Here is a 25,454-nt window from a genome sequence, read left to right as displayed (position 1 = left end):
CCCCATCCTACCGAAGGCGTCGCACAATGGATATTCGCGGCGGTTACCCGCACACCGTCCGTCGGAACTGTAATTTCTGACAGTGGGCGTCCCGGCCCGTTATTGTTCTTATGGACAAAGGCACTCAGGGGCGTTGACGGACTATGGGCATCCACAGCAACACGCCAACGCTTGCGGTGAGCGACCCGCGCGGGCTGGACATCACGACAGTAAATTACTGGCGGGCTGAGGACACTCAAACCAGTGCAACCCGGATCGAGCGGACCTTGCGCGACGCTGGCGGGCGTGCGGTCAAACAATGGGATGCGCGCCTGTGGGCGCTGCAAGCGACTGATCCGCAGGCACCTGCCAGCCTCCGCGCCGTCCATGGCTTGAACGATAGGCTTCTGCGCTCGGACAGTACCGATGCGGGAACTCACGTCCAGTTGCATGGCTTGGCTGGCGAGATGCTGTTTGGCTGGGATGGCCGGGGCACGCTTCGCGAGATTGAATACGATGACTTGCTGCGACCGGTCGCTGTGTTCGAGGCAGGCATTGGCGTGCCGCGCCACTGTGCCGAGCGTTTTACTTATGGCCGCCCGGGCGCGGGCGACCCGCTGTGCAATCAGCTCGGTGAGTTGATTCGCCATGACGACCCGGCGGGCAGCGTCCTCTTCGCGCAGTTTGCAATCACCGGGCCGTGCAGCGAAAACACCCGTCACTTCAGCGCCGAGTTGGTTGCCCCGGATTGGCCTGAAACCGTGGCTGATCGGCAGAAGCTGCTTGAAACCGGAGCAGGGGCAACCACACAGTGGCGCTTTGCGCCGCAGGGGTCGCTGCTCGAACAGGTGGATGCCTGTGGTCATCGGCAGAGCTTCGCGCTGACCCTCGATGGGGGGCTGCGTGCGGTTGATCTGCAGCTCGAACCTCAGACCGAGGGGCATACGCTGGTCAGCGATATTTGCTACAACGCCGAAGGGCAGGTCACCCAGGAACGGGCGGGCAACGGTGTACTGACCGCGCTGAGTTACCGTCCCGAAGACGGCCGGTTGCTCACGCGTCATGCTCAGGACCGACTGGGCACCGTATTGCAACACTTGCTGTATGCCTATGACCGGATGGGCAATGTAACAAGCATTGAAGACCTGGCATTGCCGGTTCGCCACTTCGCCAACCAGCGCATCGAGCCGATCAGTCGTTTCCGCTACGACACGCTTTACCAGTTGCGCCAAGCCACGGGTTGGGAGGTCGGCGCGGGTGGTGGCGGGCCGACAGCCGTGGCCAATTACACGCAGAACTATCGTTATGATGCCGGCGGCAACCTGCTCACGCTGACCCATGTCGGCGCGCAAAGTCCCGGTCATGATATGCAGGCCGCGCGCTACAGCAATCGTTGCCTGCCATGGCGCAACGGCGAGCCGCCCGATGAGGCAGAGATCGGCGCAGCGTTCGACGCACTTGGCAATTTGCTGGTGCTGGATCAGGGACGCCAGTTGCAGTGGAATCTGCGCAATCAACTCCATTCAGTGGTAACCGTGCAACGTCAATCAGGCGCGGACGATTGCGAAAGCTATCGCTATGACGGCGCCGGTCAGCGGGTATGCAAAACGTGCACGACACAGACGGGCGCGCGCAGTCTTCTGGCGCAGGTGCGTTATCTGCCTGCACTGGAGCTGCGCACGGACACTGGCACGGGTGAGAGTCTGCAAGTAATCACCGTCCAGACCGGCCTCAACAGCGTCCGCGTTCTGCACTGGGCAAGTCCGCCACCGGCGGGCGCCAATGATCTCTACCGATACAGTTTCAGCGATCATCTGGGTTCGCTCAGCCTTGAGCTGGACGCTGATGCACAGCTGATCAGCCGCGAGCACTTCTATCCATTTGGTGCGACTGCATGGGCCGACGAGCCTGATGTCAGCTACAAAACCGTGCGTTACTGCGGTAAGGAACGCGACGCCACCGGGCTTTATTACTACGGGTATCGCTATTACATGCCGTGGCGCCAGCGCTGGTTGAATCCCGATCCCAAAGGGTTTGTCGATGGGCCGAACCTTTACCAAATGGTCGGCAACTCGCCCATCCGCTACGTGGACAGTGATGGCGGCGGCAAGGCCGATACCTCAGCGCTGGCAGGCAGTGCACAGAAGCAAAGCGCTTTGCTCGAGTCAATGACTTCGGCAGCCGCTGACGTCAGAAACGCGTTGCTCAACCATACCCAGGCGCGACACCGCTTTCGGGCGCTTGGCAGGCGAGTCGTTACGCAGTTGGCCAGCCACGCGGTGAGCGCGGGCGCTCAAACGTTAGGCGGGGCTATAGGCGGCGGATTGGGTGGCGCGCTCGGGCCGATGGGCGGTGCGCTGGGGACGAAGCTGGGTACGCAAGCCGGCGGCAAGTTGGCGGACGCTGCCATTGGTAAAGTCGTGGATACCTATCAGTTGAACCGCTCGATCAACTTCACAGGGCGGGAGATGAACCCCAAGGCTTTCGTCGAAAGCGTCGAACCCAAAAAACAGCAAAGTCTTGCCCAAGTGAAACTGCAACTGGTCGCACATGATCCTCGTACGCCAGAGGGACGATCAAGGCTGGTAAAAATCGCTCGCACCAAGGCTGAGGACAAGCTGATGTCGGTCGTCGGCGACACGCTTGGATCGCAGGCACCGGGGCTGATGAAGACGGGGCGCGAGTTTGCCCTTGCAGCCCGAGGACTGAATGCAGAGGCGTTGAGTCAAACGTGGGAACACATTCCGGCAGACATTGATATGGCAACCTTCCGAACGCAGGCCATCGCGACCGAGCTGGCAACTGCCGGCAATCCGGACGCTGAGCTCTTCGAAGCGGTATCCGACCTGTCCATTCAAACATTGAGCACCGTTCAAGCGCTGGAGCGTACGCAGGACTTCATTGGCCTGGTGGCGCCAAAACCCTACGCGGGGAGGCAGCAATCAATGGGCGGCTATGCCCGGCCAAAACCACGACGGCAGAACACCCACAGCTGAAAAAGCCCCACTCAGCCGACAGCGGGCAGGAAAAGATTATTGACTATCAACGGATATGACCCGGCGTGCGTGACCGGATCTGCAAGGGGCGGGTTGCCCGAGGAGCTCTCAACAATGCCGCAAGCCATGCTCATTCATTGCCTTACGCCACAGGTAACAGCCTTCGACCCACGCCGCTTGACGATTCGTGCCGTGGATTATTGGCGTCAGGACAGCCGTCCCGCGCAGGCGCGGATCAATCGCGTGGCCCATGATTCGCTCGGTCGAATGACTGCGCAGTGGGACCCACGGTTCGCGCAGGCAGTGCAGCCGAATGTGGTCACGGTGAACTCGTTGTCTGCGAAGGTTACGGGCAGACTCTCGGTCGATGCCGGATGGCGTGTCGGCTTATGGGGCGAGAGTGGCCAGTTGCTGGAGGAGTGGGATGGCCGCGGCACCTGGCGCAAGCTTGAGTATGACGACCAGATGAGACCGGTTGCGATTACCGAAAATGGAGCAATCACTGAGCAGCTTGCCTATGGCGATGCAGCGTTAAGTGAACGCAACCAATGTGGACGCTTGATCCGCCACGAGGATCCGGCGGGCACGTTACTGTTCAACGATTACGGATTGACCGGCGCGGTGTTGGAGCAGGAACGCCGTCTCACCGCAGGGGCGACTGCCGGTTTCGTCAGCCGCATGCGCATGAGTCCGCTGGGCAATGTGCAGTCGCAAACCGATGCCCAGGCTAACGAGCAGCGATTCAGTCATTCGCTGGACGGCGAGTTGGCCGCCGTGGATTTACGTTTGGGTGGAACCACGCAGTGGTTGCCGATGGTCGGCGCCATTGCCCGCAACGCTGCCGGTCAGGTTGAGACACAGGTGGCGGGTAACGGCGTAGTGACCCTTCTTGAATACGACGCTGAAAACGGCCGGCTGCGACGGTTGCTGTCCCGGCTCGGCCAGCAGGCACCGGTGCAGGACCAGCGTTTCGAGTACGATGCGCTCGGCAATGTGCTGAGCATCGAAGAAGCGGCGCTGCCGATCCGTTATTTCGCCAATCAGCGTATCGAGCCGACTCGCCGTTTTGTCTACGACACGCAGTCGCAACTGATTAAGGCGACCGGGTTTGAGGCGCTGACGTCCACTCACGGCCCTCTGTCCGAGCGCTCGGACAGTCTGGCCAATTACTGCCAGACCTACCGCTATGACGAAGGTAACAATCTCCTTGAACTGACCCACGTCGGAGCGCAAAGCCCCGGCCACCGGCTGGTCGCCGATGTCCGCAGCAACCGCTGTTTGCCCGTACGCGAAGGCGTGGAACCGAGCGAAGAAGACTTTCGGAACGGTTTCGACGGCAATGGCAATCTGCTCAGTCTGCAACCGGGACAAGCACTGTATTGGAACCTGCGAAACCAACTCAGCGAAGTGCGCACAGTCGTGCGCAATGACAGAGCGGAGCGAGCTGACGATAACGAATGCTATAGCTACGACGCCGCAGGCAAACGCGTGCGCAAGCTCCGTTCATTGCTGAGCAAATCGCAAACCAATTTCATCGAAACTCTTTACTTGCCAGGTCTGGAAATACGCACCCATAGCGGCACGGGTGAAAACATGCAGGTGATTGACGTGCAGACCGGGCGCGGGAGTGTACGAGTGTTGCACTGGGTGACGAAAAGGCCGGAGCAGCTTGCCAACAATCAACAACGTTTCAGCCTGACGGATCATCTGGGTTCAATCACGCTGGAGCTCGATCAGGACGCCAAGATCATCTCGCGGGAAGCCTATTACCCGTTTGGCGGCACCGCGTGGGTGGACGGCGATGCCGTGCAAGTCAGTTATAAAACGGTGCGCTATTCGGGCAAGGAGCGGGATGCAACGGGGCTTTATTACTATGGGTTTCGCTATTACCTGCCTGAATGGCAGCGATGGCTGAATCCGGATCCTGCCGGAGCGGTGGATGGATTGAATTTTTTCGCAATGGTTACGAATAACCCAGCCAGCAAAGTGGATGCTGAAGGACTGGTCGGTGAAAGATGGCGACACGTCCGTGACGTACTGCTTCCCGAAACGCGACCCGCTGCCTTGGTCCATCCCATGTTGGGCATAAAGCGTCGGGCTGAGTTTGTCGCTGAGAATATCTCAGACCCGTCACGCACACGGCCGGCCTCTCGCCAGTATCAAGGGGTGCATTATATGTCGCGAGAAGAACGTGCGGCCCACACCGTTTCGATAAAGGATAAGCGTATATATGCAACCTCGCCTTCAGGCGAAACAAGCCTTTTAACTTCTTCGGCCGAGTTCATCCATCGAGGAAAGGTTCTGACGGGAGAAACACCCAAAAAGACCAACGCGGATAATTGGAAATATTCGCAAATGAATTATGTACTGGGCTGGAGCGAAGAAGCACCGCATGACAAACAGCTTGTGATTTTCAGAAGGCAGGATAATAAAGTCCACCACAGCAGTGCTTTTGGTGGCGGCAGAGTTCTGGATGCAGGTCTGATGACACTTTATGAGGGACGCATAGCATTCATCGAAAATAAGAGCGGTCATTATAAGCCCCACATGGAGCAGAAAATTCACACGTTACAGTTTCTGCAACAAGCGGGCATGGACCTCTCGGATACATTCATATCGGACTTTGTGCCAATGATTCCGGCCGACCCCAAGGATCCGCATTCTTTTCCAACTCCGGATTTTGAAGGGGGGGATGTCTTTCGGGCAGATGACTTTTATAAAAAGAGAGGGGAAGGGAATATTTTCAAAGCCCCGGATTTCGACCCTGAGGATCCCAAGAGATTTACTACGCAAACACAGGTGTATTGGCCGATGCGCTAAGTAAAAAAGCCCCCGCCCAACCCGCTGCGGATAGGGGACGCAACGGGCTGGACGAGGGCTTCTTGTTTCAGCGAGCGATTACTGCGCGATGGTTTTCACCGACACGCCGCGTTCGATCGGGGTGGAACGGCCGTAGATATCTTCGAAGCGTTCGATATCGTCTTCGCCCAGGTAGCTGCCCGATTGCACTTCGATGATTTCCAGCGGGATCTTGCCCGGGTTGCGCAGGCGATGCACCGAGGCGATCGGGATGTAGGTCGACTGGTTTTCACAGAGCAGAAACACGTTGTCGTCGCAGGTCACTTCGGCGGTGCCGCTGACCACGATCCAGTGTTCGGCGCGGTGATGGTGCATCTGCAGCGACAGGCACGCGCCCGGTTTGACCGAGATGTGCTTGACCTGGAAACGCCCGCCCATGTCCACCGAGTCGTAGGAACCCCACGGACGATAGACTTCGCAGTGGTTCTGGGTTTCGCTGCGGCCCTGGGCGTTGAGGGTGTTGACCATCTGCTTGACGCCCTGGACCTTGTCCTTGTGGGCAATCATCATCGCGTCCTTGGTTTCGACCACGACGATGTTTTCCAGGCCGATCACCGACACCAGTTTGCCGTTGCCGTGGATCATGCAGTTCTTGCTGTCCTGGATCACCACATCGCCTTTGCTGACGTTGCCGTTGGCGTCTTTCTCGTTGACTTCCCACAGCGACGACCAGCAACCGACATCGCTCCAGCCGGCAGTCAGCGGCACGACGCAGGCGCGCTGGGTTTTTTCCATCACCGAGTAGTCGATGGAATTGTCCGGGCAGCAAGCGAAGGTGGCTTCGTCGAAGGTGATGGTGTCGGCGTCCTGCTGGCTGCGCTCAAGGGTCAGCAGGCAGGTGTCGTAGATATCCGGATCGTGTTTTTTCAGCTCTTCGAGGAAGCGGCTGGCGCGGAACAGGAACATGCCGCTGTTCCAGTAGTAGCCACCGGATTCGACGTATTCGGTGGCACGTTTGACGTCCGGCTTCTCCACGAAGTGCGCGACCCGGCTGACGCCTTCAGGCAGCAGCGAATCGGCAGTGGACTTGATGTAGCCATAGCCGGTTTCCGGTTTGGTTGCCGGCACGCCGAACAGCACCATTTCGCCGTTCTCGGCAGCGACGGTGGCCAGGGCGAGGGCGCGTTGCAGGGCTTTCTGGTCTTCCAGCACATGGTCGGCCGGCAGCACCAGCATCAACTCGTCGCGACCTTCATTGACCAGCATCATCGCGGTCAGCGCCACGGCCGGCGCGGTGTTGCGCCCGAACGGCTCCATCAGGATGCGCTGGCATTCCAGATTGCGGTTGGCCAACTGCTCGTTGACGATAAAACGGTGATCCTTGTTGCAGACCACGATCGGGGTGTCCATGCCTTCGAACACCAGGCGCTCGAGGGTTTGCTGGAACAGCGTGTGTTCGCCGGTCAGGGCGAGAAATTGCTTGGGGAACTGCTTGCGCGAAAGAGGCCACAGACGCGAACCGCTACCACCTGACAAGATCACCGGAATCATAATGTTTACTCCATAAAATCGATTTGGTTAGAGCCCTGTGGGAGCGAGCCTGCTCGCGAAGGCGATGGCTCAGTCGACATTGATGTTGCATGTCAGACCGTATTCGCGAGCAAGCCCGCTCCCACAAGGGGTACTGCGTCAGTTCGGGAAAAGGGTTAGCGCGTCGACACCGGGCGTTTCACCCAGACTGGCGACAGGTTGCTGCCGGTGCCGGTGACGTACAGCACCGCTGCTTCACCGCGCTCCAGGGCGACCGGTTTCACGTCGCCGACTTTCTTGTCGCCTTCGTACAGCGCCAGGCTGACTTTCACCGGGTTGATTTCACGTTCGCCACGGCCCTTGGCAGCGACGTTCGGCACCACTTCGGTCTTGCCGTCGGCGGTTTTCAGGGTCAGTGGTTTGTCGCTGAGGTTCTGCACGCGCACCAGGGATTTCTGCTTGTTCTTGAAGGGCGGTTCTTCGATCAGTTGCGGCGCGCCGGAAGCGTTGTTGACCAGGGTGTAGTAGTGATCACCGGCGAGTTTCACCGGCAGGGTCTGGCTACCGACCTTGGCGCTGTAATCGCCGCCCGGCATGAAGCTGAAGTCGCTGCTGGCCAATGGCGCAACGTCGCTCAGGCTGGTGCTGCCGACCGTGGCGCTGACTTCAGTGTTGCTGGCGTTGTAGATGCGCACGAAGGTCGAGCCTTTCGGTGCGGTCGGGCCGTACAGCGCGGCGTCGCCGCCGGCGAAGGCTGGGACGGAAAGCACGCTGAGGCCAGCAACCAGTGCGAAGCTTTTAGCGAGACGACGAGGAGTTGTAGTGAAAGTCATGGTGTACCTCTCTTTCAGTTTTGCGCCCGATCGGGCGTCTCGGATTTAGTGTTGATGGCTACGTTTTGTTGGCGGGCGCCGGCTTGTTTAAGCTCTGCGACCCACTGCGGGTCGGCGTCGCCGATTTCGTTGTTCACAGGCAGATATCGTTCAGGAAACTCCCAGATCAGCACTTGCGGCGGGCTGTTCTTGAAGTCATCGCTTTTCAGGTAGCTGAGCATTGGCAGAATCGGGCCGTGGCCGTCTTCGGCGTAGTTGACGACGTCGCTGTGCAGCGCCTGTTTCAGCGCTCCGACGAAATTCCAGTTGGGGTTGGCGCTGTAGCTGGTGCCGATCAGCGCCACCGGCACTTCGCTGTTGGCGAACAGGGCGTCGTCACCGGCAGGTTGCTCGGCGGCAACGGTGTTGCGTTTCAGCAGCGGCTCAGGCGCCGGCATCATGTTTTCGAACAGCGGATCGAGCGGCAGGAACAGACGCAGATCGCCCTTGTGCGTGACTTTCTCCGCCGGGGTGGTGACGAAGCGCTGCGGCTCGCCGCTCAGCGGGGATTGCTCGGCGATGGTTTTCGCCAAGGCATTGGCCGCGATTTCGGCGCCTTCTGGAGTCCAGTGGGTGTCGGTGCGCAGGAACACTTGCTGGCCGTTCTGCTTGGCCTGTTGCAACGGGCCGAGCAGGTCAGGGGCGAGGATCTTGTCGGCCGCGACGCGGGCGTGGAAGTCCTGATAGAGGTTCTGGTGAATGCTCGAAGGCTTCACTTCATCCAGATGCTCCGGATACAGACGCACCTTGGCCGGCACGATCGCCATCACCAGTTTCACGCCTTTCTCTTTCAGGGTCTGGCGCACGCCTTCGACCAGCGCGTAGTTGCCTTGCAGGTTCAGCTCTTCATTGACGATCGGGTTGAATTCTTCATCGCTGTACAGCCACTGGTCGCGACCGAGCACGACGCCCGGACGGCCTTCGTTGAACAGTTTGAAATCCAGCGCGGCCCAGAGGTTGGTGCCCAGACGCTTGATCGGGAATTCCTCGTCATAGTGGGTCTCCACAGCCTTGGTCCAGCGGCCGTTGAGCACCGTCGCGTCGGCGTTGGTGCTGAAGCCGAAGAAGCTGCGAATCGACCACAGACCCAGGACCAACAGCGTCACCAGGAACAGGGCGATGTAGAAGATGCGTAATGAGCGGGTCATGTCAGATCCCTCAGAACTGGAAGTAAAGGAACGGCGAGAAGCTTTGCGCCGAGAGTTTGAGAATCGAGGCGATGAACAGCAGCAGGATCAGCCCGCGCATCACATAGCGCGACCAGTCAGCGGTCCAGTAGGCCGGCTGCACCTGGGCTTCGACGCCAACGGTGTAGCCAGGCTCGTGGATGGCCGCCGGGTTTTCGCCGGGGGCTGCCTTGATCATTCCCGGGGTCGCGGTGGCAGGGCCATCGGCCTCGACGTTGACGTCGGGTTTGGTCTTGGCGGGCGGCTGATTGGTGTAGAGGTCACGCAGGCCGAAGAACGCCAGCGTCACGTAAGCCACCACCAGGGTCGCCACTTGCAGACCGGTGAGGCTGGCCTGATTGAGTTCCGACAGCGACCAGTCGCCGAAGCTGAACATTGCGCCGTACATGCGGCCGGCAACGTGCAGGTTCTCGGCACGGAAGATCACCCAGCCCATCACCACCAGCAGGAAAGTCAGCGCCCAGCGGATCGGGTTGAGGCTGCGCGGCGAGGTGTTCAGCCCCAGCGCTTTCTCGATTGCCAGCCACATGCCGTGCCAGGCGCCCCAGATGATGTAAGTGATGTTCGCGCCGTGCCACAGACCACCGAGCAGCATGGTCAGGAACAGGTTGCGATAGGTCATCAGCGTGCCTTTACGGTTACCGCCGAGGGTGATGTAGAGGTAGTCACGCAGCCAGGTCGACAGGCTGATGTGCCAGCGGCGCCAGAACTCGGTGATCGACTGGCTGATGTACGGCTGCTTGAAGTTTTCCATGAAGCGGAAACCCATCATCAAGCCCAGGCCGATGGCCATGTCGCTGTAACCGGAGAAGTCGAAATACAGCTGCGCGGTGTACGCCAGCGCGCCAAGCCAGGCATCGCCCGTGGTCGGGTTCTGCAGGGCGAAGCAGTGGTCGGCGACCACGGCGAGGGTGTCGGCGATGAAAACTTTCTTGATGAAACCCTGCATGAACCGCGTGCAGCCCTCGGAGAACTTGTCGAGGGTGTGCGTGCGGTTGTTGAACTGGTCGGCCAGATCGCGGAAACGCAGAACCGGACCGGCAATCAGGTGCGGGAAGATCGCCACGAATGCCGCGAAGTCGATCAGGTTACGCGTGGCCGGAGTATCGCCACGGTACACGTCGATGATGTAGCTGATCGATTCGAAGATGTAGAACGAAATACCGATCGGCAGCAGCACATGGGTGAGGATGAACGGCTCAAGACCCACCGACGTCATCATCGCGTTGATGCTGTCGACACCGAAGTTGGCGTACTTGAAGTAGCCGAGGATGCACAGGTCGACCGCCACGCCGAGCAGCAGCCAGCGCTGCGCCGGTTTGGTTCTGACACCGGCGGCACCGACTTTCAGGCCGATCCAGTAGTTCCACAGCGTGACGGCTGCGAACAGCGCGAGGAAGTCCACCCGCCACCAGGCGTAGAACACGTAGCTGGCGATCAGCAGCAGCAGATTGCGATAGCGTTGCCCGCTCAAGTAGTACAAGCCGAGAAAGATCGGCAAGAACAGAAACAGGAACACGTTGGATGAAAATACCATCCCGATCTCTCCATGTTTGAATCAACAGTCAAGGGCCAAAGCCCCCCCAAACCCCCCACGAAAAACCGGAGGGCTAACTCACAAATCTCAAACCTGACACTGACCCCTGTGGGAGCGAGCCTGCTCGCGAAAGCGTCGTGTCAGTCGACATCACTTTTGGATGTCAGACCGTATTCGCGAGCAGGCTCGCTCCCACAGGTTTTGCGTTCAGTCTTACGAGCCTTTGTTGCCCTTTTCATGCGCCGGGTCGTAGACCTTGGTCAGGTCGCCGCCGAGGCGGAAGGTCTTGAACGGTTGCATGTCGCGCTTCTTCTCAATCACATCCGGCGCACAGGTGTAGAGGGTGCAGTACGGTTCGAGCCAGGCGAATTTCATGTCCTCTTTGAGATCGGTCATGTCCTGTTTCTTGCCGTTTTTCTCTTCGAACGCGTCCGGGTCTTTCACCCCCGACAACACCCGATCACCCAGACGCTTGAGCGCGCCGTTGTTTTCCTGACGCAAATCCACACCGTTGACCTGGGCGAAACTGGCGATCATCGCCAGCGGCGGCAGGGCGTAATTGTGATAGGCGAGGGCGCGTTGCTGACGCTTGAGTTCGTTGGGCAGGTAGCCGTCGGCATCGACTTGATTGACGCCGACCTTGTATTCCTTCACAGCCCAGTCAAACAGGTCGCGGCGATTGGTTGCGACGGCAGTCGCCATCACCGACCAGGCGGCCCAGTACGAGTGGTTGTTGGTTTTTTCCAGCGGCAGGTTGTCCCAGTCGCTGACCACCTGATCGGCCATTTTGCTGAACCAGGCCTCGATCAGCTGCGCTTGCTGCTGATGCTCGGCCAGTGGATGCGAGTCGGAGAACTTCAGGTGAAGGTACGAGGACGCCATGCTGCCCAGCGCCCATTTGCGCATCGACTTGCCGGTGTGGTTGAAGTCTTTCGACATCAACGCATCGGCCTTGGCCCACGCGGTCAGCCAGTCGAGCGTGCAGTCGAGCTGCTCCGGGCGACCGTCGCGCATGAATTGCATGACGCGCTTGGCGGTGCCGCGCTCCAGCGTAGTGATGTCCTTGGTGGTGTCGCGGAAGGCTTTTTCCGACTGCACGTTCAGCGTTGCGCGTGCCTTGTCCGAACCTTCGTACTTGCTGCGAAATTGCAGCGGACCGGTGTAGGGCGTCGGCATCGCGTCGCAGCCTTCGCTCTTGTCGCCGGTCTTGAATTTATCCACCGGTGCAAAGTAGCCCTGCGGTGGACGCAGTGGCGCGGCGGCCTGGGTGGCCCCGGCGAACATCGCCAGGGTCAGCAGGGATGGCGCAAGCAGGTGTTTGATCGTTCGATTTCGCATAGCAGACCTCATTGCCCGAGCTGCGCGGTTTGTTGACCGGCGCCCGGGAATACGTTGCGTTTGCAGATTTTCGCTTCGACTTTCTGTGGCGCGGCGCCGGGCTTGGCTTCAGGCCCCTGGACTTCAACGGCGAGCAGGTTTTGCGAGGCCCAGTCTTCGTCCGTGCGCAGCTCAAAGGCGAAACGACCGTCGGTGTCGGAGGTTTCCGGTTTCTCGATCTTGATGTCCTCGTGGCGACCGTTCATGTACCAGAGGGTGGCTTGCAGGGTTTTCACCGACGTGTCGGCGAAGCGGATGTCGACCTGATGGTTGCCGTTCTGCAGGTTGAGGTTTTTGCTGTTGACCATCAGTTCCTGTTTGCTGCCCGGCTTCAGCGTGGCGCTGCCGGACATCTGTGCATCTTTGCCTTCGCAGCCGTTATCGAGCAGCGCCATCATCTGGCGATAGATGGTTTCCTGGTCGAGGCGATACAGCGGCGAGAATTCCCATATGAGAATCTTCGGCGGGGTTTTCTGGAATTCCTCGCTGCCCAGGTACTGCAACATCGAACCTTCGAAACCGCCACCGGGGAACGCAACGTTGAGAATGTCGGCACCGATGGCTTCTTCGAGGAACCCGGCGAAGTTGTAGTTCTTGCCACTGTGCGAGGTGCCGACCAGGGTGATCTGCGGATTGCCGGAATCGCCGAACAGGTCGCCGTCGCCTGCCTCGCCTTTCGGCTCGGTGGTGAACTGGTCCATGTACTGGATCGCGTAGCTGGTGCCGCACAGTTGCCCGGCCATGTTGTGCAGGGTGCCGGTCTTGCCCATGCGCCCGGAGCGCTTGGTCTCGAATTCACGCTTGGGAATGTCGGCGAAGGCCGGGATCTGCTTGACCTTCTCGGCGACGATTTTCGCCGTGCGCTGGGCCCCGTATGGCGTCCAGTGCTGGTCGCCGCGGAAGTAGAAATCGTGAGCGGGCAGGGTCTCCGGCAGCGATTCGTTGGTCAGCGGCGACAGGTCCGGCACCACGTAACCCATCTGGGCGAAACGGCCGAGCATGGTCTTGTAGTTGCTCAGCGCTTTGTCGTAATCGAACGCGGCTTTCTCCTGCGGGTTGAGCTTGTTGCGGTTCACCAGGCCACGGGTCGGCTGGTAGACAATCACCAGCTCGACGCCTTTGCTCTTGAACGCATCGTGCAGCTGTTGCAGGCGCTTGTAGCCGGCCGGAGTGGTGTTGAACTCGGTGCGCAGGTCTTCCTGGGTACGGAACAGCCAGTCGCCTTGCGCCTGCACCAGGGTGGTGAAGTTCTGCTGATAACGCGTGGTGTAGTTCTTCGCGTCATGGGCCGCCGGGCACAGGTTGCAGCATGGCTCGGCGGTGAATTTCGGTGGCGCGGCAGTTGCCCCGCCAGCGTCGGCGCGCGCATTGCCGGCGGCGAGAATGCCAAGGGTCAGGGCCGAGAGGCTGAGCAGTTTGATCATGTGTGGGTGCATAAAATTATCCTCAGTCCTGCATTTCGGTCTGGCGTTCGACAGGGTCGATCAGCACGGCTTTCTGCTGGCGCACCAGCAGGTCGAGAATTTCATCCTGGCGCTCGCCGAGGATGCCGTTAAAGCTGATGCCGCTGGATTTGGTCGGCGCCAGCATCGATACGCGATACAGCTCGACACTCAACGGCGAGTCGATCGACAGCGGGCCGCTGCCATTGGCCGCCAGTTCACCGCCGACGACGATCAGCGACACTTGGGCATCGAACGGGTCGAGCTTGATGTCACGGTCGGTGTCGGTCAGGTCCTTGATGTGGCCGTAGACACCGGTCAGGCCGTTGGCCATGGCAATGTTTTCGTAGAGGCGGATGTTCACGCTGTTACGAATACGGATGCCGTGGCGCTGGTTGCTGATGACCTTGTTGCCCCACAGCAGGTTGTCGGCGGACTCGTAAAGGGTGATGCCGTCGGTGTGGTTCTTGTAGATCTCGTTGTAGGCAATGATGTTGTTGACGCTGTTACGGTCGATCACCAGGCCCGACAACTTGTTGTCGAAACTCTTGTTGTTGAAGATGAAACTGTCGTTGACCTCACGGGAAATAATGATCCCGTGCTTCTTCTTCGTGCCGTAAACGGTGTTCTCGGCAATGATCAGACCGTGCGAACGGTCGTGCGGGTCGATGCCGTAGACGATGTTGTCTTTGTAGGTGCTGCCCTTGACCACGAAGTCGCGGGTCTCGTAGCAGTAGAAGCCGTACCACATGTCCGAGAACTCGGAGCCGACGATCCAGCCGGTCGGCTCGGGACGCTTGAGGACCTTGGCCATGTTCGGCGTGTACTGGGAAATACTCACCCCGTACGACTTACTGTTGGCGTAGCCGAAGCTGGCCATCTTGCTGTTGACGATGTAGGTCTGCGTGCCGCCCCAGGCGAGCAGGAACGGGCGGAATTCCTTCGGCGAACGGAAGGTTGCCGGGCCGTTGTCCTTCTCGCGCCAGCCAGTGACTTTGGTGTCACGCACAAACAGCTGGCCGTCGTTGACCAGGAACGCACCGGCCTCTTGCGAGAGGCGCAGTTCCTGAGTCTGACCGTCGATGTCGAGGATGCCTTTCTCGCCGACCACGATCGGCAGTCGGGCCAGGTACACGCCCGGCGAGGTCTCGCTGAAATACTGCTTGGGCAGTTTTTTCGCCAGATCCTTGAGGTTCATGTAGCCGTCGTCGATGAAGATCGCCTGTGGGATGCCGTGCTGACGCACCACCCACTCGGCCATCTTGTTATCGCCGCCGATAAAGTCCTTCAGGGCGTTTTCCTGCATCATCCGGCGCACGCTGATCTTGCCCGCTTTGCTGCGCACGATCTTCGCGGCCGCGGCCTCGGCGGTGTAGCCCGACAGGTCGGGCAGTTTCGGCTTGGCCAGTTCCAGCGCTTCGGTCGGTGCACTGCTGACCGTGTAAGTCTTGGCCTGCTGCAGCTCTTTGGTCATGGTCGCGGGCTTGCCTGGTTGAGGCGCAGCGGCCTCAACGTTGGCGAAGGCGCCAGCGCTGGCCAGCAGCATCGCGCCGGCCAGCAGGCTGAGTGAGCCTGTCCGGGTGCTGATCATGTCGGGCACTCCCTTGGCGGCTCGCATCAGAAGCGCCAGATCACGTCGATGAACGCACGGTGCATGTACGAATCCACCTGGCTGCCATAGGCATCGCCCGGTTTGAACACACCGCCACGGAAGCGCACCAGCGCCGAAGGCTCGTCGATCGACTGGCTCAACGCCGCCGGCAACAGGCCTTGCTTGAAGTACTTGGTGACCACCAGGTCCATCTCCTGACCCAGGTCCTTGTTGCCGTCTTCAAGCGGCAGCGAGGTGCTGGAGAGGATCGCGCCGGTGACGTCGTCGGTGTTGTTTTCCACGGCGTTGATGCCGTTGCTGCCCACCGGCTTGTTGCCGTCGACACGCCAGAACTTGTGGTAGATCAGGCTGGCGTCGTATTCGTCGTTGACCATCCACGAACCGAACAGGGTGGCGGTCTGCATGTTGTTCATTTCGCCACGGAACGCTTCGCCGAAACGGTGCACGCGCGAACGGGTGCCGGTGTAGTTGGAGCGGTTGCTCTCCAGACCGTTCTGTTCGTAATCGGCACTGGCACGGGCATAGGCACCGCCGACTTGCCATTGCGGATCGAGGCGCAGACGCACACCGACATCGGCCGCCCAGCCGCTGATGTCATCACTGCGTTTGGCCTGTGCAGGGCGGCTGCCATCGGCGTTCAGCGCGTTGACCGTGTCGCGGTCGCCGCTCATGCCGGTGATGCTGCCCCAGTAGTTGACGGTGTTGGTGTTGCGCCAGTTGTAGGCGTCGCTGTCGGCGGTCAGACCGATCCAGCTGATGTCGCCGTTCTCGGTCTTGTCCAGCGAGTCGCGTGGGACGCCCGGCTCGGCGTAATCGAGTTTGCCGTCATCGTGGGTGTGATGACCACGAATGCCGACCCACTGGCCCGGCGTCCACTGATAGGCCGCATCGGCGTAGGCGTGCAGACGATCCTTGTCTTTGGGCGCCAGTTCTTTGAGGTCGGTGCGGTATTCGCTGAAGCGCTCGGCGACACCGGCGTTGGCACGCAGCAGGGTGGTATCGAAGGTCCAGTTCAGCGCTTCGATGTTGGTGTCGCGCCATTGGCCGTCGTCATTGCGCAGGCGCTGGCGACCGAACTTGAGGATCTCGCCGGGGTAGGGCGTGAAGCCGCTGTAGCCGACCCAGAACTCGCGCATCGCCAGGTAGTTTTTCTTGGTTTCGCGATCACCGCTGTCGGTGGCTTGCGCACCGTCGGATTGTTGCAGGGTGTCGGTCTCGATGATGTCGGTCGAGGTCACGGCCTGGCCCATGGCGTAGGCGCTCCACGCGCCGCTTTCGCCGTAGACCCACGGACGCAGGTCGAGGCCGACGCCATTGACGTCGCCGCCACGGGCGGTGCCGAGGTCGCGGTCGTCTTCGGACTGGCCGGTGAGTTTCACTTCCAGGCCGAAGTTCTTGCTTTCAGTCATCGCGGCGAGTGTCGGGCAAGACCAGATCAGCGCGAACGTGAGGCCAATGCCAGCCTTCACAAATGGATTCAACTTCATAATTTTTCCTCGCCGTCTTCTTCTTGCAGGGCGTGCAGTTGCAGCGTGTTCGGGTTCAGGGCGCCGCGGCTGGCTTGCTCTTGTTGCAGCAGGCGGCGGGCTTCGGGCAGGCGCTCGGGCGGCAATTGCGCCTCAAGCGTGGCCGCCAGTTCATCGGCTTGCGGGGTGTTTTGCGCCTTGGCCAATTGGCTGAACACGTAGGCGTTCAGCGGGTCGGGCCTGGTGCCCTTGCCTTGGGAAAACAGCTGGGCGATGGCGAAATCGGCGCTGTTCTGGCCGTTGCGCGCAGCCGTCAGCAGATGATCAAGGGCCTTCTGCGGATAGACCTTGCCCAGGTAACCACGGCGGTAGATCTGGCCGAGGTAATAGTCGGCAGCGACCTCACGGCCAACGGCTTTCTGGAAATGTTCCTCGGCGACTTTGGCATCTGCCGGAACCACTTTGCCTTCGTAGTAAACCTTGCCCAGCAACAGCTCGGCGCGGGGCTGATCGGCGGCACGGCCGTTGTCCAGGTACTTCATCATCTGGTCGACATCGCCCAGTTCGGGGAAGTCGTAGAGCAGTTGCGCAAGGGTGACCCATGACGCCGGGTAGCCCGGAGCGATCGGCTCGAGCAGCGACTGCGCGGTTTTCTCGTCGGTCTTGCCCAGGGTCGAATCAGCCAGCACGCGGGCCACGGAATCGACCCGTTGCGCGGTGACGGCGCCACGGCTGTAACCGGCCTGCATCTGCTTGATCAGCTCGGCCTGTTGCTCGGGTTGGCCGCGTTTCTGATAGACCGTGGCCAGTTCGACATAGCAGATGTCGGTGGTGGCGAGCGCGGCCTTGCAGATTTTTTCCACGTCATCCAGATGCTGATCGTAAGTGCCCTGGGTGCGATACAGCAGCACTTGGGCCAGACCGGCTTCCGGGTAACCGGCCTTGCGCCACTGATCGATTTGCTGCTGGGCGTTGACGTTGGGGAAGCTGTGCGGGTACTGCAAATAGAGCATCGCCAGCGGGATCAACGTATTGCCTTCGCCGTTGGCGGCAGCTTTTTTCAGCAGGGTTTCGGCTTCGTGGTGCTCGGCTTCGGTGGCGCCCGGTTTGGCCACGAGCAAGCGACCGAGACGGGCCTGGGCGCGCGGCGAAACACTGGCGGCGGCGCGGTAAGTCGCTTCGGCCTGTTTCATCTGCGCCGGGTCGCGGCTGTCGACCTGGATATCGGCCAGGCCGACTTGCGCTTCGCTGTAACCCAGATCAGCCAGTTGCTGGTAGTTCTGCGCCGCGGTGGCGGTGTCGCCACGCTTGAGCGCTTCGTTGGCCAGACGCTGGTCGGGCAGACCGGCGCAACCGGCCAGACTCACAGCCAATGCCAAGGCACACACCGTCCCGATGTAGGAGTGAGCCTGCTCGCGATGCAAGCGACTCGGTACATCAGACACACCACGGCGATCCTTTCGCGAGCAGGCTCGCTCCCACAGGGTCGGCGGTGTGTTCAAGTTATGAGTAGTCACAGGCATGTCCTCGACTTAAAGACCGGCAGCCATGGCTTTGTCGATCAGCCAGTTCAGGTTCGGGCCACGGTCGCTGTTCACTTCCACCGGGCGGCCGGCGAAGCTGCTGTCCAGCGGCTCGTCAGGCTGAATCTGCACACGGATGTCGGAAGACAGGTCGGCGCTCTTCAGGCTGGTGCTGCTGACGATCTTGCCGGTGCGGGTCTTGTCTTCGCCGGCGATCTGGAAGCTCACCGGGGTGCCCGGACGCACGTCGCCGAACTGGCGATAGGAGAAGCGCGCATCGACGGTGGCCTGGGTGTTGCGCGGCACCAGTTGGAAGATCACGTCGCCCTTGCTCGCGTACTGACCGTCAGCCACCAGTTGCTGGGCCACGGTGCAGTCGCACGGCGAGGTCAGGGTGCCGGTCATTTGTTTGCCGAACAGTTCTTCAACCTTGGCCGGGGCCAGTTGATCTTCCGCCAGATGCCCCTTGAGGACGTCGAGCATGCTGGTGCTGAAGGTTGCCAGCGGGGCGCCTTTGGCGGCGACGCCGTCCGACTTGATCAGGCTCTGCACGGTGCCGTCGCGGGGCATGGTGATGTTCATGCCCGGCACGCTGACCAGACCGGCCTGGGCGTGGCTGACGAAGTACATGCCGTACACCGACTTGAAAATGAAACCGGCCGCCACCAGACCGACGGCGAAAATGCCGGCGCTGAAGGTCACCGCTTTCAGGCGTCCGAACGCGGTCATGCCATTGCCGCTGTCCTTGTTCTTGCGCGCCTTGGTGAAGTTGTCGCGCTGCAGGGTCGCCAGTACTTCGCCGATGCTGACGATGTCGCCGGCCAGGTGCGAAGTGATCAGGTGGCGCAGGGTGGAAATGTCCTGCGGCTCCAGGTTCTGGAACTGGCAACCGGTGCGGCCGGTCTGGCGATCGAAGGAGCGCACTTGCAGCTCGACGTCCATGGCGATGCCGAGGTTGTCGATGACAAATTGCAGGCGCGCCTTGTACACCTGGCCGACCGTCAACTGCAGCTGTCCGGCGTTGAACGCCAGACCACCGGCAGACAGGTCGATGACCCGAGCTTCGACCGGCGTGCGGTCAGGACCGAAAAAGCGCAGCTTGGCCGGGATTTTGACCCGGGCGTGTTGGCGCTGGGCTTCGGATTCATGCACTACGTTGACGTTGACGGCGGTATTCATAGGGGCGATTTCCTTGTTAATTCAATAGGGGCGGTTCAGACCATCATCAGCAACACGGCGACAAAAATGCTGCCGGCGGAGAAGGTCATGGTCCGAGACGACCAGGTGTTGAACCAACGTTGAAAGCTGGCGAGATCACGGGTCAGGGCGGTCGGTTGGCGAGTCCAGGACTGTTGGTCGAGACGGAAGAACACGTAGATCTTCACCAGCGCGCCAACGATCTGGTTGTAATACAGAATCGCCGGATAAGCCGGGCCGATGCGGTGACCGGAGCACGACAACAGCAGCGTCAGAATCAGCCGCGTGATGCCGATCCACAGCAGGTACACCAGGATGAACGCGGTGCCGTACTTGAAGCTGGCGATGATTGCCACGGTCAGGCCGAGCAGCGAGGTCCACATCGACACGCGCTGATCAAACAGCACCACCGAAGTGAACGCACCGAGACGGCGGATACCCAGGCCCAGCGCGCGCGAGTTCTGGCGCAGGTTGTTGCCGTACCAGCGGAACATCAGCTTGCGACTGGCCTTGATGAAGCTCTTTTCCGGCGGGTGTTCAACCGTGTTGATCGCCGCGTCCGGCACGTAAAAGGTGTCGTAGCCCAGGCGCATCAGGCTGAACCAGCTCGACTTGTCGTCGCCGGTGAGGAACTTGAAGCGGCCCAGACGCCAGTGCTGCAGCGAGTCGCTTTCGACGTCGGCGATGAATTCCGGGTTGGTCACTACGGACGCTTTGAACACCGACATACGACCGGTCATGGTCAGCACGCGCTTGGACAGGGCCATCGAGCACATGTTGATGTGGCGCTGGGCGAAACGCAGCTTGTGCCATTCGCTCATGATGTAGCCGCCGCGCACTTCGCAGAATTCGTTGGTGGTCAGGCCACCGACGTTGCCGAACAGCTGGAACCACGGCACGGTCTTGCGCACGACGCCTTCGCCGAGCACGGTGTCGCCGTCGATCACGGCCACCACGGCACGGTCGTCCGGCAGGTGGCGGGAGATGGCGCGGAAACCGAAGGCCAGACCATCGCGCTTGCCGGTGCCGGGAATGCGCACGAAGTCGAGCTTGACCCGCTCCGGCGGATTCATCCGCGCCCACAGCGCCTTGACCAGCAACTCGTCGGACATTTCCACGATCGAGCAGACAATGGTGGTCGGCAGTTCGCAGTCGATGGCTTCGCGGATCACCGAGCTGTAGACCTGCGCTGTGGTCAGCGCGTCGATACGAAAACTGGTGACCATCAGAAACACATGCGACGGGTCGGCCGCTTTACCCAGCTTGCGCACTTTGCGGCGCAGGTGCGGGTAAACGATGTAAAGAAAAATCATGCCGCGCACAAAGTGCGTAGCACCCATCGAGTAGCGCCAGATTCCCACGGCGCCAATCAGGAAAATGAAGTCCTTCGACTCGGCGTCGAATGTGGACGTGGGCAGCATCAAGGCCAGGCCCATCAGCAGACTGAGATAAAAAAGCCAGCCGGCTGATTGCAGAAAAAAATGTTTGAGCTTGGTCATAACCGTCATCCGAAGGTGGGAAGGCTTCAAGCCGCGAGCTGCAAGCTGCAAGCGAAACGCTTTGGCTTGCAGCTCGAGGCTTGTCGCTCAGGGCTGCTTTACCAGCAGATACCTTCGGTGCGGCTACCGGCGCTGGTGGCCTTGGACATGAAGCCCACCAGGTCGATGACCTGCTTGCCCTGCGGCGCTTCCTGGGCCAGCGCACGGAATTTCTCGTCGCGGTTGCCGAGGATGATCACGTCGGAGTTGTCGATCACCGAGTCGAAATCCGAATTGAGCAAGGACGACACGTGCGGAATCTTCGATTCGATGTAGTCCTTGTTCGCACCGTGGACACGGGCGTACTCGACGTTGCTGTCGTAGATGCTCAGGTCGTAGCCTTTGCCGATCAGCATTTCGGCCAGTTCCACCAGCGGGCTTTCGCGCAGGTCGTCGGTGCCGGCCTTGAAGCTCAGGCCGAGCAGGGCGACTTTGCGTTTTTCATGGCTTTCAACGATGTCGAAGGCGTTCTGCACTTGCGATTCGTTACTGCGCATCAGCGAGTTGAGCAGCGGCGCTTCGACGTCCAGGGAACCGGCGCGGTAGGTCAGGGCGCGCACGTCTTTTGGCAGGCACGAACCGCCGAAGGCGAAGCCCGGGCGCATGTAGTACTGGGACAGGTTCAGCGTCTTGTCCTGGCAGACCACTTCCATCACTTCACGGCCATCGACGCCGACCGCTTTGGCGATGTTGCCGATCTCGTTGGCGAAGGTCACTTTGGTGGCGTGCCAGACGTTGCAGGTGTACTTGATCATCTCGGCAACGGCGATGTCCTTGCGGATGATCGGCGCGTCGAGCTCTTCGTACAGCGATTGCAGAACGTCGCCCGACGCGGTGTCGAACTCACCGATCACAGTCATCGGCGGCTGGTCGTAGTCGGCGATGGCGGTGGATTCACGCAGGAACTCAGGGTTGACCGCAACGCCGAAGTCGACGCCGGCTTTTTTGCCCGAGCAGTCTTCGAGAATCGGGATGACCACGTTGGCCACGGTGCCCGGCAGGACGGTGCTGCGCACGACGATGGTGTGGCGAGTGGTTTTTTCACGCAGGACGAAACCGATCTCGCGGCATACCGCTTCGATGTAATTCAGTTCCAGGTCGCCGTTCTTTTTGCTCGGCGTGCCGACGCAAATCATCGACAGGTCGGTATCACGAATCGCCTCGGCGAAGTTGGTCGTACCGCGCAGACGACCGGTCTGGATTCCTTGTTGCAGAAGTTCTCCCAGGCCCGGTTCAACAATCGGCGATTTACCGGCGTTGATCATGTCGATCTTGTCTTTGGCAACATCGACGCCAACTACGTCATGGCCCCGTGCAGACAGGCAACCGGCACATACTGCGCCAACGTAACCCAAACCAAATATGCTGATGCGCATCGCAATTACCTCTGTATATATCAGGCCAAAGAGGCCGGAGTTAATGGTGTTCAGCGGACACTAGTGCACCCGAAACTGTGGCTTACAGGCGCCACAATGCCGTGTGCAGGCATACTAAGTTTCGAGTGTCTAAATAAGTGCACTCAAGATGTGCGCAACCAGGCCTTATAGTTATGACTTGCCCTGTTATGCAGCGGATCTTCTTTTCGGAAGACTCTTGTGCAATCGTCTTGCACGCTTGATGCGGGGATGAAAATCCCTGTAAATCAAGCGGTTCAGTGCTCAGGCGAGCACATTTAAAGGGGTGCGACCATGGCCTTTGTAGGGGATATCAATGGTGCGTATCTCCTGTCCATCGTTTCGTTTTGAGACCCGTTAGTCACGTAGTCAAGTTGCTGTGGCAACTTGGTTACATGGCTATCTGCTCCGCGTAAGTTATCTCGTACATACTCGCCGAGAATCGTTACCGGTGGTATGAGCTACGCATTTGGACATAGTTCCTGTCCGCTCATCGTGCCAACTGAAATTTTTTGAAATATTGGGAAAGATGGCACTGCTTTCAAATTGATAGCACGCTCGCTTTCGCCCTTTAGTTTCGGGCCTTAAAATGCGCTAGATAGTTTTGTGCCACTACCTGAAAAAAATTTAGGTGCCACTACTGAAAAAACTGACGAGTGTCGAGTGAAACTAATCTTAGAAAAAACAGGGATGTTTTTTTGGCGCCATTAAACTGGCGAAATGCGGCGGGGAATTTTTGAGATCGTGCGCGGTGCACGACTCTTGCTGAAAAGAGTCGTGCAAACGGCATGCTTTATTCGGGGGCGTGGTCGCGCAGAAACACCAGATTGTCGGGTTTCGACTGTTCGGCGCTGTAGCGATAACCCTGCATGTCGAACTGCTTGAGTTTGGCCGGATCGTTGATTTTTTCCTGAATCACGAAACGGCTCATCAAGCCGCGGGCCTTTTTCGCGTAGAAGCTGATGATCTTGTACTGGCCGTTCTTCTGGTCCTTGAACTCGGTGTTGATGATCCGCGCGTTCAAGGCGCTACGCTTGACCGCTGAAAAGTATTCGTTGGAAGCAAGGTTGAGCAGGACATCGTCGCCTTGATCGGCCAGCGCTTCATTGAGCCATTCGCTGATGCGCGTGCCCCAGAACGCGTACAGATCCTTGCCGCGTGCATTGGCCAGTTTGGTGCCCATCTCCAGACGATAAGGCTGCATCAGGTCAAGCGGGCGCAACAGGCCATAGAGACCTGAAAGCATGCGCAGGTGTTTCTGCGCGTAATCGAACTCGGCTTCGCTGAATGATTGCGCATCGAGACCGGTGTAAACGTCGCCCTTGAATGCCAGCAGTGCCTGCTTGGCGTTCTCCGGGGTGAACGCCGGCGTCCAGCTGCCGAAACGCGCGGCGTTGAGGCCGCCGATCTTGTCGGATACGTGCATCAGCTCGCTGATTTGCGCCGGGCTCAGTTCGCGCAGTTGCTGGATCAGCTCCTGGGAATGGTCGAGGTACTGCGGCTGGGTAAAGCGCTGGGTCGCCGGCGGTGTTTCGTAATCGAGGGTCTTGGCGGGGGAAATCACCATCAGCATGAAGTCGTCTCCTTTAATCGTGGGGGCGATTCTAGGGGGTTGGCCGGGTTGACTCCAGCTATCAAGTCCATAGCTGATCGACGGCTCAACAGATTTCCCAGTGTGGGAGGGGGCTTGCTCCCGAAGGGGGCGTGTCAGGCTATTCGTTTGCTGATGACCCACCGCATTCGGGAGCAAGCCCCCTCCCACAATGGATTCGTCTGGCTGCGGGAATCGATGGCTTATCAGCTATAGTGCCGCGCGGGTTTTGTTATGGAGACATCCCTTTGCGCATTGTTCTTTTATTCACCGCGTGGCTGCTGAGCGCCGGTGCCGTCGCGGCGCCAGGTGATGTGGCGACGCTGGACCGCAGCACCTGGCCGGAGGCGCTCGGCAATCCGACCCTGTTCGACGTTGCGTCGCGAGCGGAAATTCTGATGTTCGCCCGCGGCCTGCTGGGCAGCGAGGCGCTCGACGAGGCGGCCCTGGCCCAGCGCCTGGGCTTGCGCACGGTCAATATCGATGCGGTCAATCAGTTGCGCCTGCGCCTCTGGCAGCGTCTGTTGGCCAATTACAACCATGCCCAGCAAAGTTGTGATCAGGACGCTTCCTTCTGCTTCCTCGTCGAAGACCTGCCTACTCTGCGCGCGCAGGCCGCGAAGTTCGTGGTCAGTGACGACAGTTATTACACCCAGTGGGCGGAGCCGAGCCGGATCTTCCATTTGCACTACCTGGACGAGCTGCTGCGCAAGGCCGCGCTGTTCCCGCAGACCAGCAGCGAAATCGATCGTTTCGGCGACTACGAGCGCAATGGCGATGACATGCACGACCGCTTGTTTTTGCTGACCTTCGACAGCGCCGCCAATGTGCAACCGGACAACACCGGCTGGCTCACCGAATACCTGCGCAAGTCGAACCTGAGCGGTACGTTCTTTGTACTGGGCAAGGATATTCAGGCGCGCCTGAGCGATCGTTCGGTCAGCAGCCTGCAGGCGATGTTTTCACAGCAATGCGTCGGCGTGCAGGGCTGGGAGTTTCGTTCTCACAGCCACTGGCAGGACTGGCAGGACTCGGTGCGCCGCAGCGCCGATCTGGTGAAAAACAAATTGCCGGAAAACTACGTGCCGCTGTTCCGTCCGCCGGAAGGACAGCGACGCAGCGATGCTCAGGGTTTCTTCAACGCACAGGGCCTGCATGTAGCGCTGTGGGACATCGATGCCCAGGACAGCGCCGGCAAACTCAAGGGCGCAGCGAGTGCGCAACGGGTACTGACGCTGATGCTGTTGTGGCGCCACGGGGTGATCAGTTTCAACTTGAAACAGGACGCGGTGAAGACTTCGTTGCCGTGGCTGCTCTCGCAAACCGCGCAGAGCGGCATCGGTTGGGAAGACTGTCAGGACGGGTTTCGCTGAAAAACGGAAAAGGCCCGGAAACGTTGGGCTTTGGCTGATTT

At 59.9% G+C, this 25,454-nt stretch carries 16 protein-coding genes and 1 pseudogene; 4 read left to right on the top strand and 13 right to left on the bottom strand.

Annotated elements, in window-relative coordinates; translation table 11 throughout:
- Positions 1-143: 143 nt before the first annotated feature.
- Together HU755_RS05795 and HU755_RS05790 are read left to right on the top strand one after the other, a co-directional pair.
- A complete protein-coding gene (locus HU755_RS05795) occupies positions 144-2,975 on the top strand; it encodes an RHS repeat domain-containing protein (RefSeq protein ID WP_186630897.1) in 2,832 nt (943 codons plus the stop codon).
- 114 nt (positions 2,976-3,089) lie between these two features.
- Positions 3,090-5,795: an RHS repeat domain-containing protein gene (locus HU755_RS05790; protein WP_186630896.1), complete on the top strand. Its 2,706-nt coding sequence runs from the start codon at positions 3,090-3,092 to the stop codon at positions 5,793-5,795.
- 78 nt (positions 5,796-5,873) lie between these two features.
- Here the strand turns inward: HU755_RS05790 and HU755_RS05785 are convergent, their stop codons facing one another.
- The 4 genes from HU755_RS05785 to HU755_RS05770 all read right to left on the bottom strand — a co-directional run bounded on the left by HU755_RS05785 (position 5,874) and on the right by HU755_RS05770 (position 10,900).
- Positions 5,874-7,325, bottom strand: coding sequence for a mannose-1-phosphate guanylyltransferase/mannose-6-phosphate isomerase (locus tag HU755_RS05785; protein WP_186551323.1), 1,452 nt, complete (start codon positions 7,323-7,325; stop codon positions 5,874-5,876).
- Positions 7,326-7,480: 155 nt separating this feature from the next.
- Positions 7,481-8,137: an alginate O-acetyltransferase AlgF gene (locus HU755_RS05780; RefSeq protein ID WP_186630895.1), complete on the bottom strand. Its 657-nt coding sequence runs from the start codon at positions 8,135-8,137 to the stop codon at positions 7,481-7,483.
- 14 nt (positions 8,138-8,151) lie between these two features.
- Positions 8,152-9,324: an alginate O-acetyltransferase gene (locus HU755_RS05775; protein WP_186551321.1), complete on the bottom strand. Its 1,173-nt coding sequence runs from the start codon at positions 9,322-9,324 to the stop codon at positions 8,152-8,154.
- Between the two features lie 10 nt (positions 9,325-9,334).
- Positions 9,335-10,900, bottom strand: coding sequence for an MBOAT family protein (locus tag HU755_RS05770; RefSeq protein ID WP_186630894.1), 1,566 nt, complete (start codon positions 10,898-10,900; stop codon positions 9,335-9,337).
- 84 nt (positions 10,901-10,984) lie between these two features.
- Between HU755_RS05770 and HU755_RS27420 the strand changes: the two are divergent.
- Positions 10,985-11,101: pseudogene (locus tag HU755_RS27420) on the top strand (DUF4381 domain-containing protein); the annotation flags it as partial.
- Positions 11,102-11,113: 12 nt separating this feature from the next.
- Here HU755_RS27420 and HU755_RS05765 read toward each other — a convergent pair.
- The 9 genes from HU755_RS05765 to yaaA all read right to left on the bottom strand — a co-directional run bounded on the left by HU755_RS05765 (position 11,114) and on the right by yaaA (position 24,022).
- Entirely contained in the window at positions 11,114-12,238 is a 1,125-nt protein-coding gene (locus tag HU755_RS05765; RefSeq protein ID WP_186630893.1) for a mannuronate-specific alginate lyase, read from the bottom strand.
- Between the two features lie 8 nt (positions 12,239-12,246).
- Entirely contained in the window at positions 12,247-13,713 is a 1,467-nt protein-coding gene (locus tag HU755_RS05760; RefSeq protein WP_186630892.1) for an alginate O-acetyltransferase, read from the bottom strand.
- A 10-nt stretch (positions 13,714-13,723) separates the two neighbouring features.
- Positions 13,724-15,310 carry a mannuronan 5-epimerase AlgG gene (gene algG / locus HU755_RS05755; protein WP_186630891.1) on the bottom strand — a complete coding sequence of 529 codons (1,587 nt, stop codon included), beginning with the start codon at positions 15,308-15,310 and terminating at the stop codon, positions 13,724-13,726.
- 26 nt (positions 15,311-15,336) lie between these two features.
- A complete protein-coding gene (locus HU755_RS05750; protein WP_186618754.1) occupies positions 15,337-16,818 on the bottom strand; it encodes an alginate export family protein in 1,482 nt (493 codons plus the stop codon).
- Positions 16,815-18,320 carry an alginate biosynthesis TPR repeat lipoprotein AlgK gene (gene algK / locus HU755_RS05745; protein WP_186630890.1) on the bottom strand — a complete coding sequence of 502 codons (1,506 nt, stop codon included), beginning with the start codon at positions 18,318-18,320 and terminating at the stop codon, positions 16,815-16,817. Before algK ends, HU755_RS05750 begins: the two co-directional genes overlap by 4 nt.
- A gap of 9 nt (positions 18,321-18,329) precedes the next feature.
- Positions 18,330-19,499 (bottom strand): alginate biosynthesis protein Alg44, encoded by a 1,170-nt coding sequence (locus HU755_RS05740; RefSeq protein WP_186618756.1) that lies wholly within the window; start codon positions 19,497-19,499, stop codon positions 18,330-18,332.
- 35 nt (positions 19,500-19,534) lie between these two features.
- Positions 19,535-21,016, bottom strand: a complete 1,482-nt coding sequence (gene alg8 / locus HU755_RS05735; RefSeq protein ID WP_186551313.1) for a mannuronan synthase — start codon at positions 21,014-21,016, stop codon at positions 19,535-19,537.
- Positions 21,017-21,114: 98 nt separating this feature from the next.
- Complete coding sequence (locus tag HU755_RS05730) at positions 21,115-22,431, bottom strand: nucleotide sugar dehydrogenase (protein ID WP_186551312.1); 1,317 nt, start codon at positions 22,429-22,431, stop codon at positions 21,115-21,117.
- A gap of 811 nt (positions 22,432-23,242) precedes the next feature.
- Positions 23,243-24,022 carry a peroxide stress protein YaaA gene (gene yaaA / locus HU755_RS05725; protein ID WP_186630889.1) on the bottom strand — a complete coding sequence of 260 codons (780 nt, stop codon included), beginning with the start codon at positions 24,020-24,022 and terminating at the stop codon, positions 23,243-23,245.
- 266 nt (positions 24,023-24,288) lie between these two features.
- Between yaaA and HU755_RS05720 the strand changes: the two genes are divergently transcribed.
- Entirely contained in the window at positions 24,289-25,413 is a 1,125-nt protein-coding gene (locus HU755_RS05720; RefSeq protein ID WP_186630888.1) for a polysaccharide deacetylase family protein, read from the top strand.
- Positions 25,414-25,454: the final 41 nt, after the last annotated feature.

Source organism: Pseudomonas sp. SWRI111 (assembly GCF_014268555.1).
In the GTDB taxonomy this organism is placed as follows: domain Bacteria; phylum Pseudomonadota; class Gammaproteobacteria; order Pseudomonadales; family Pseudomonadaceae; genus Aquipseudomonas; species Aquipseudomonas hamedanensis.
This window is presented reverse-complemented; position numbering and strand designations above follow the sequence as displayed.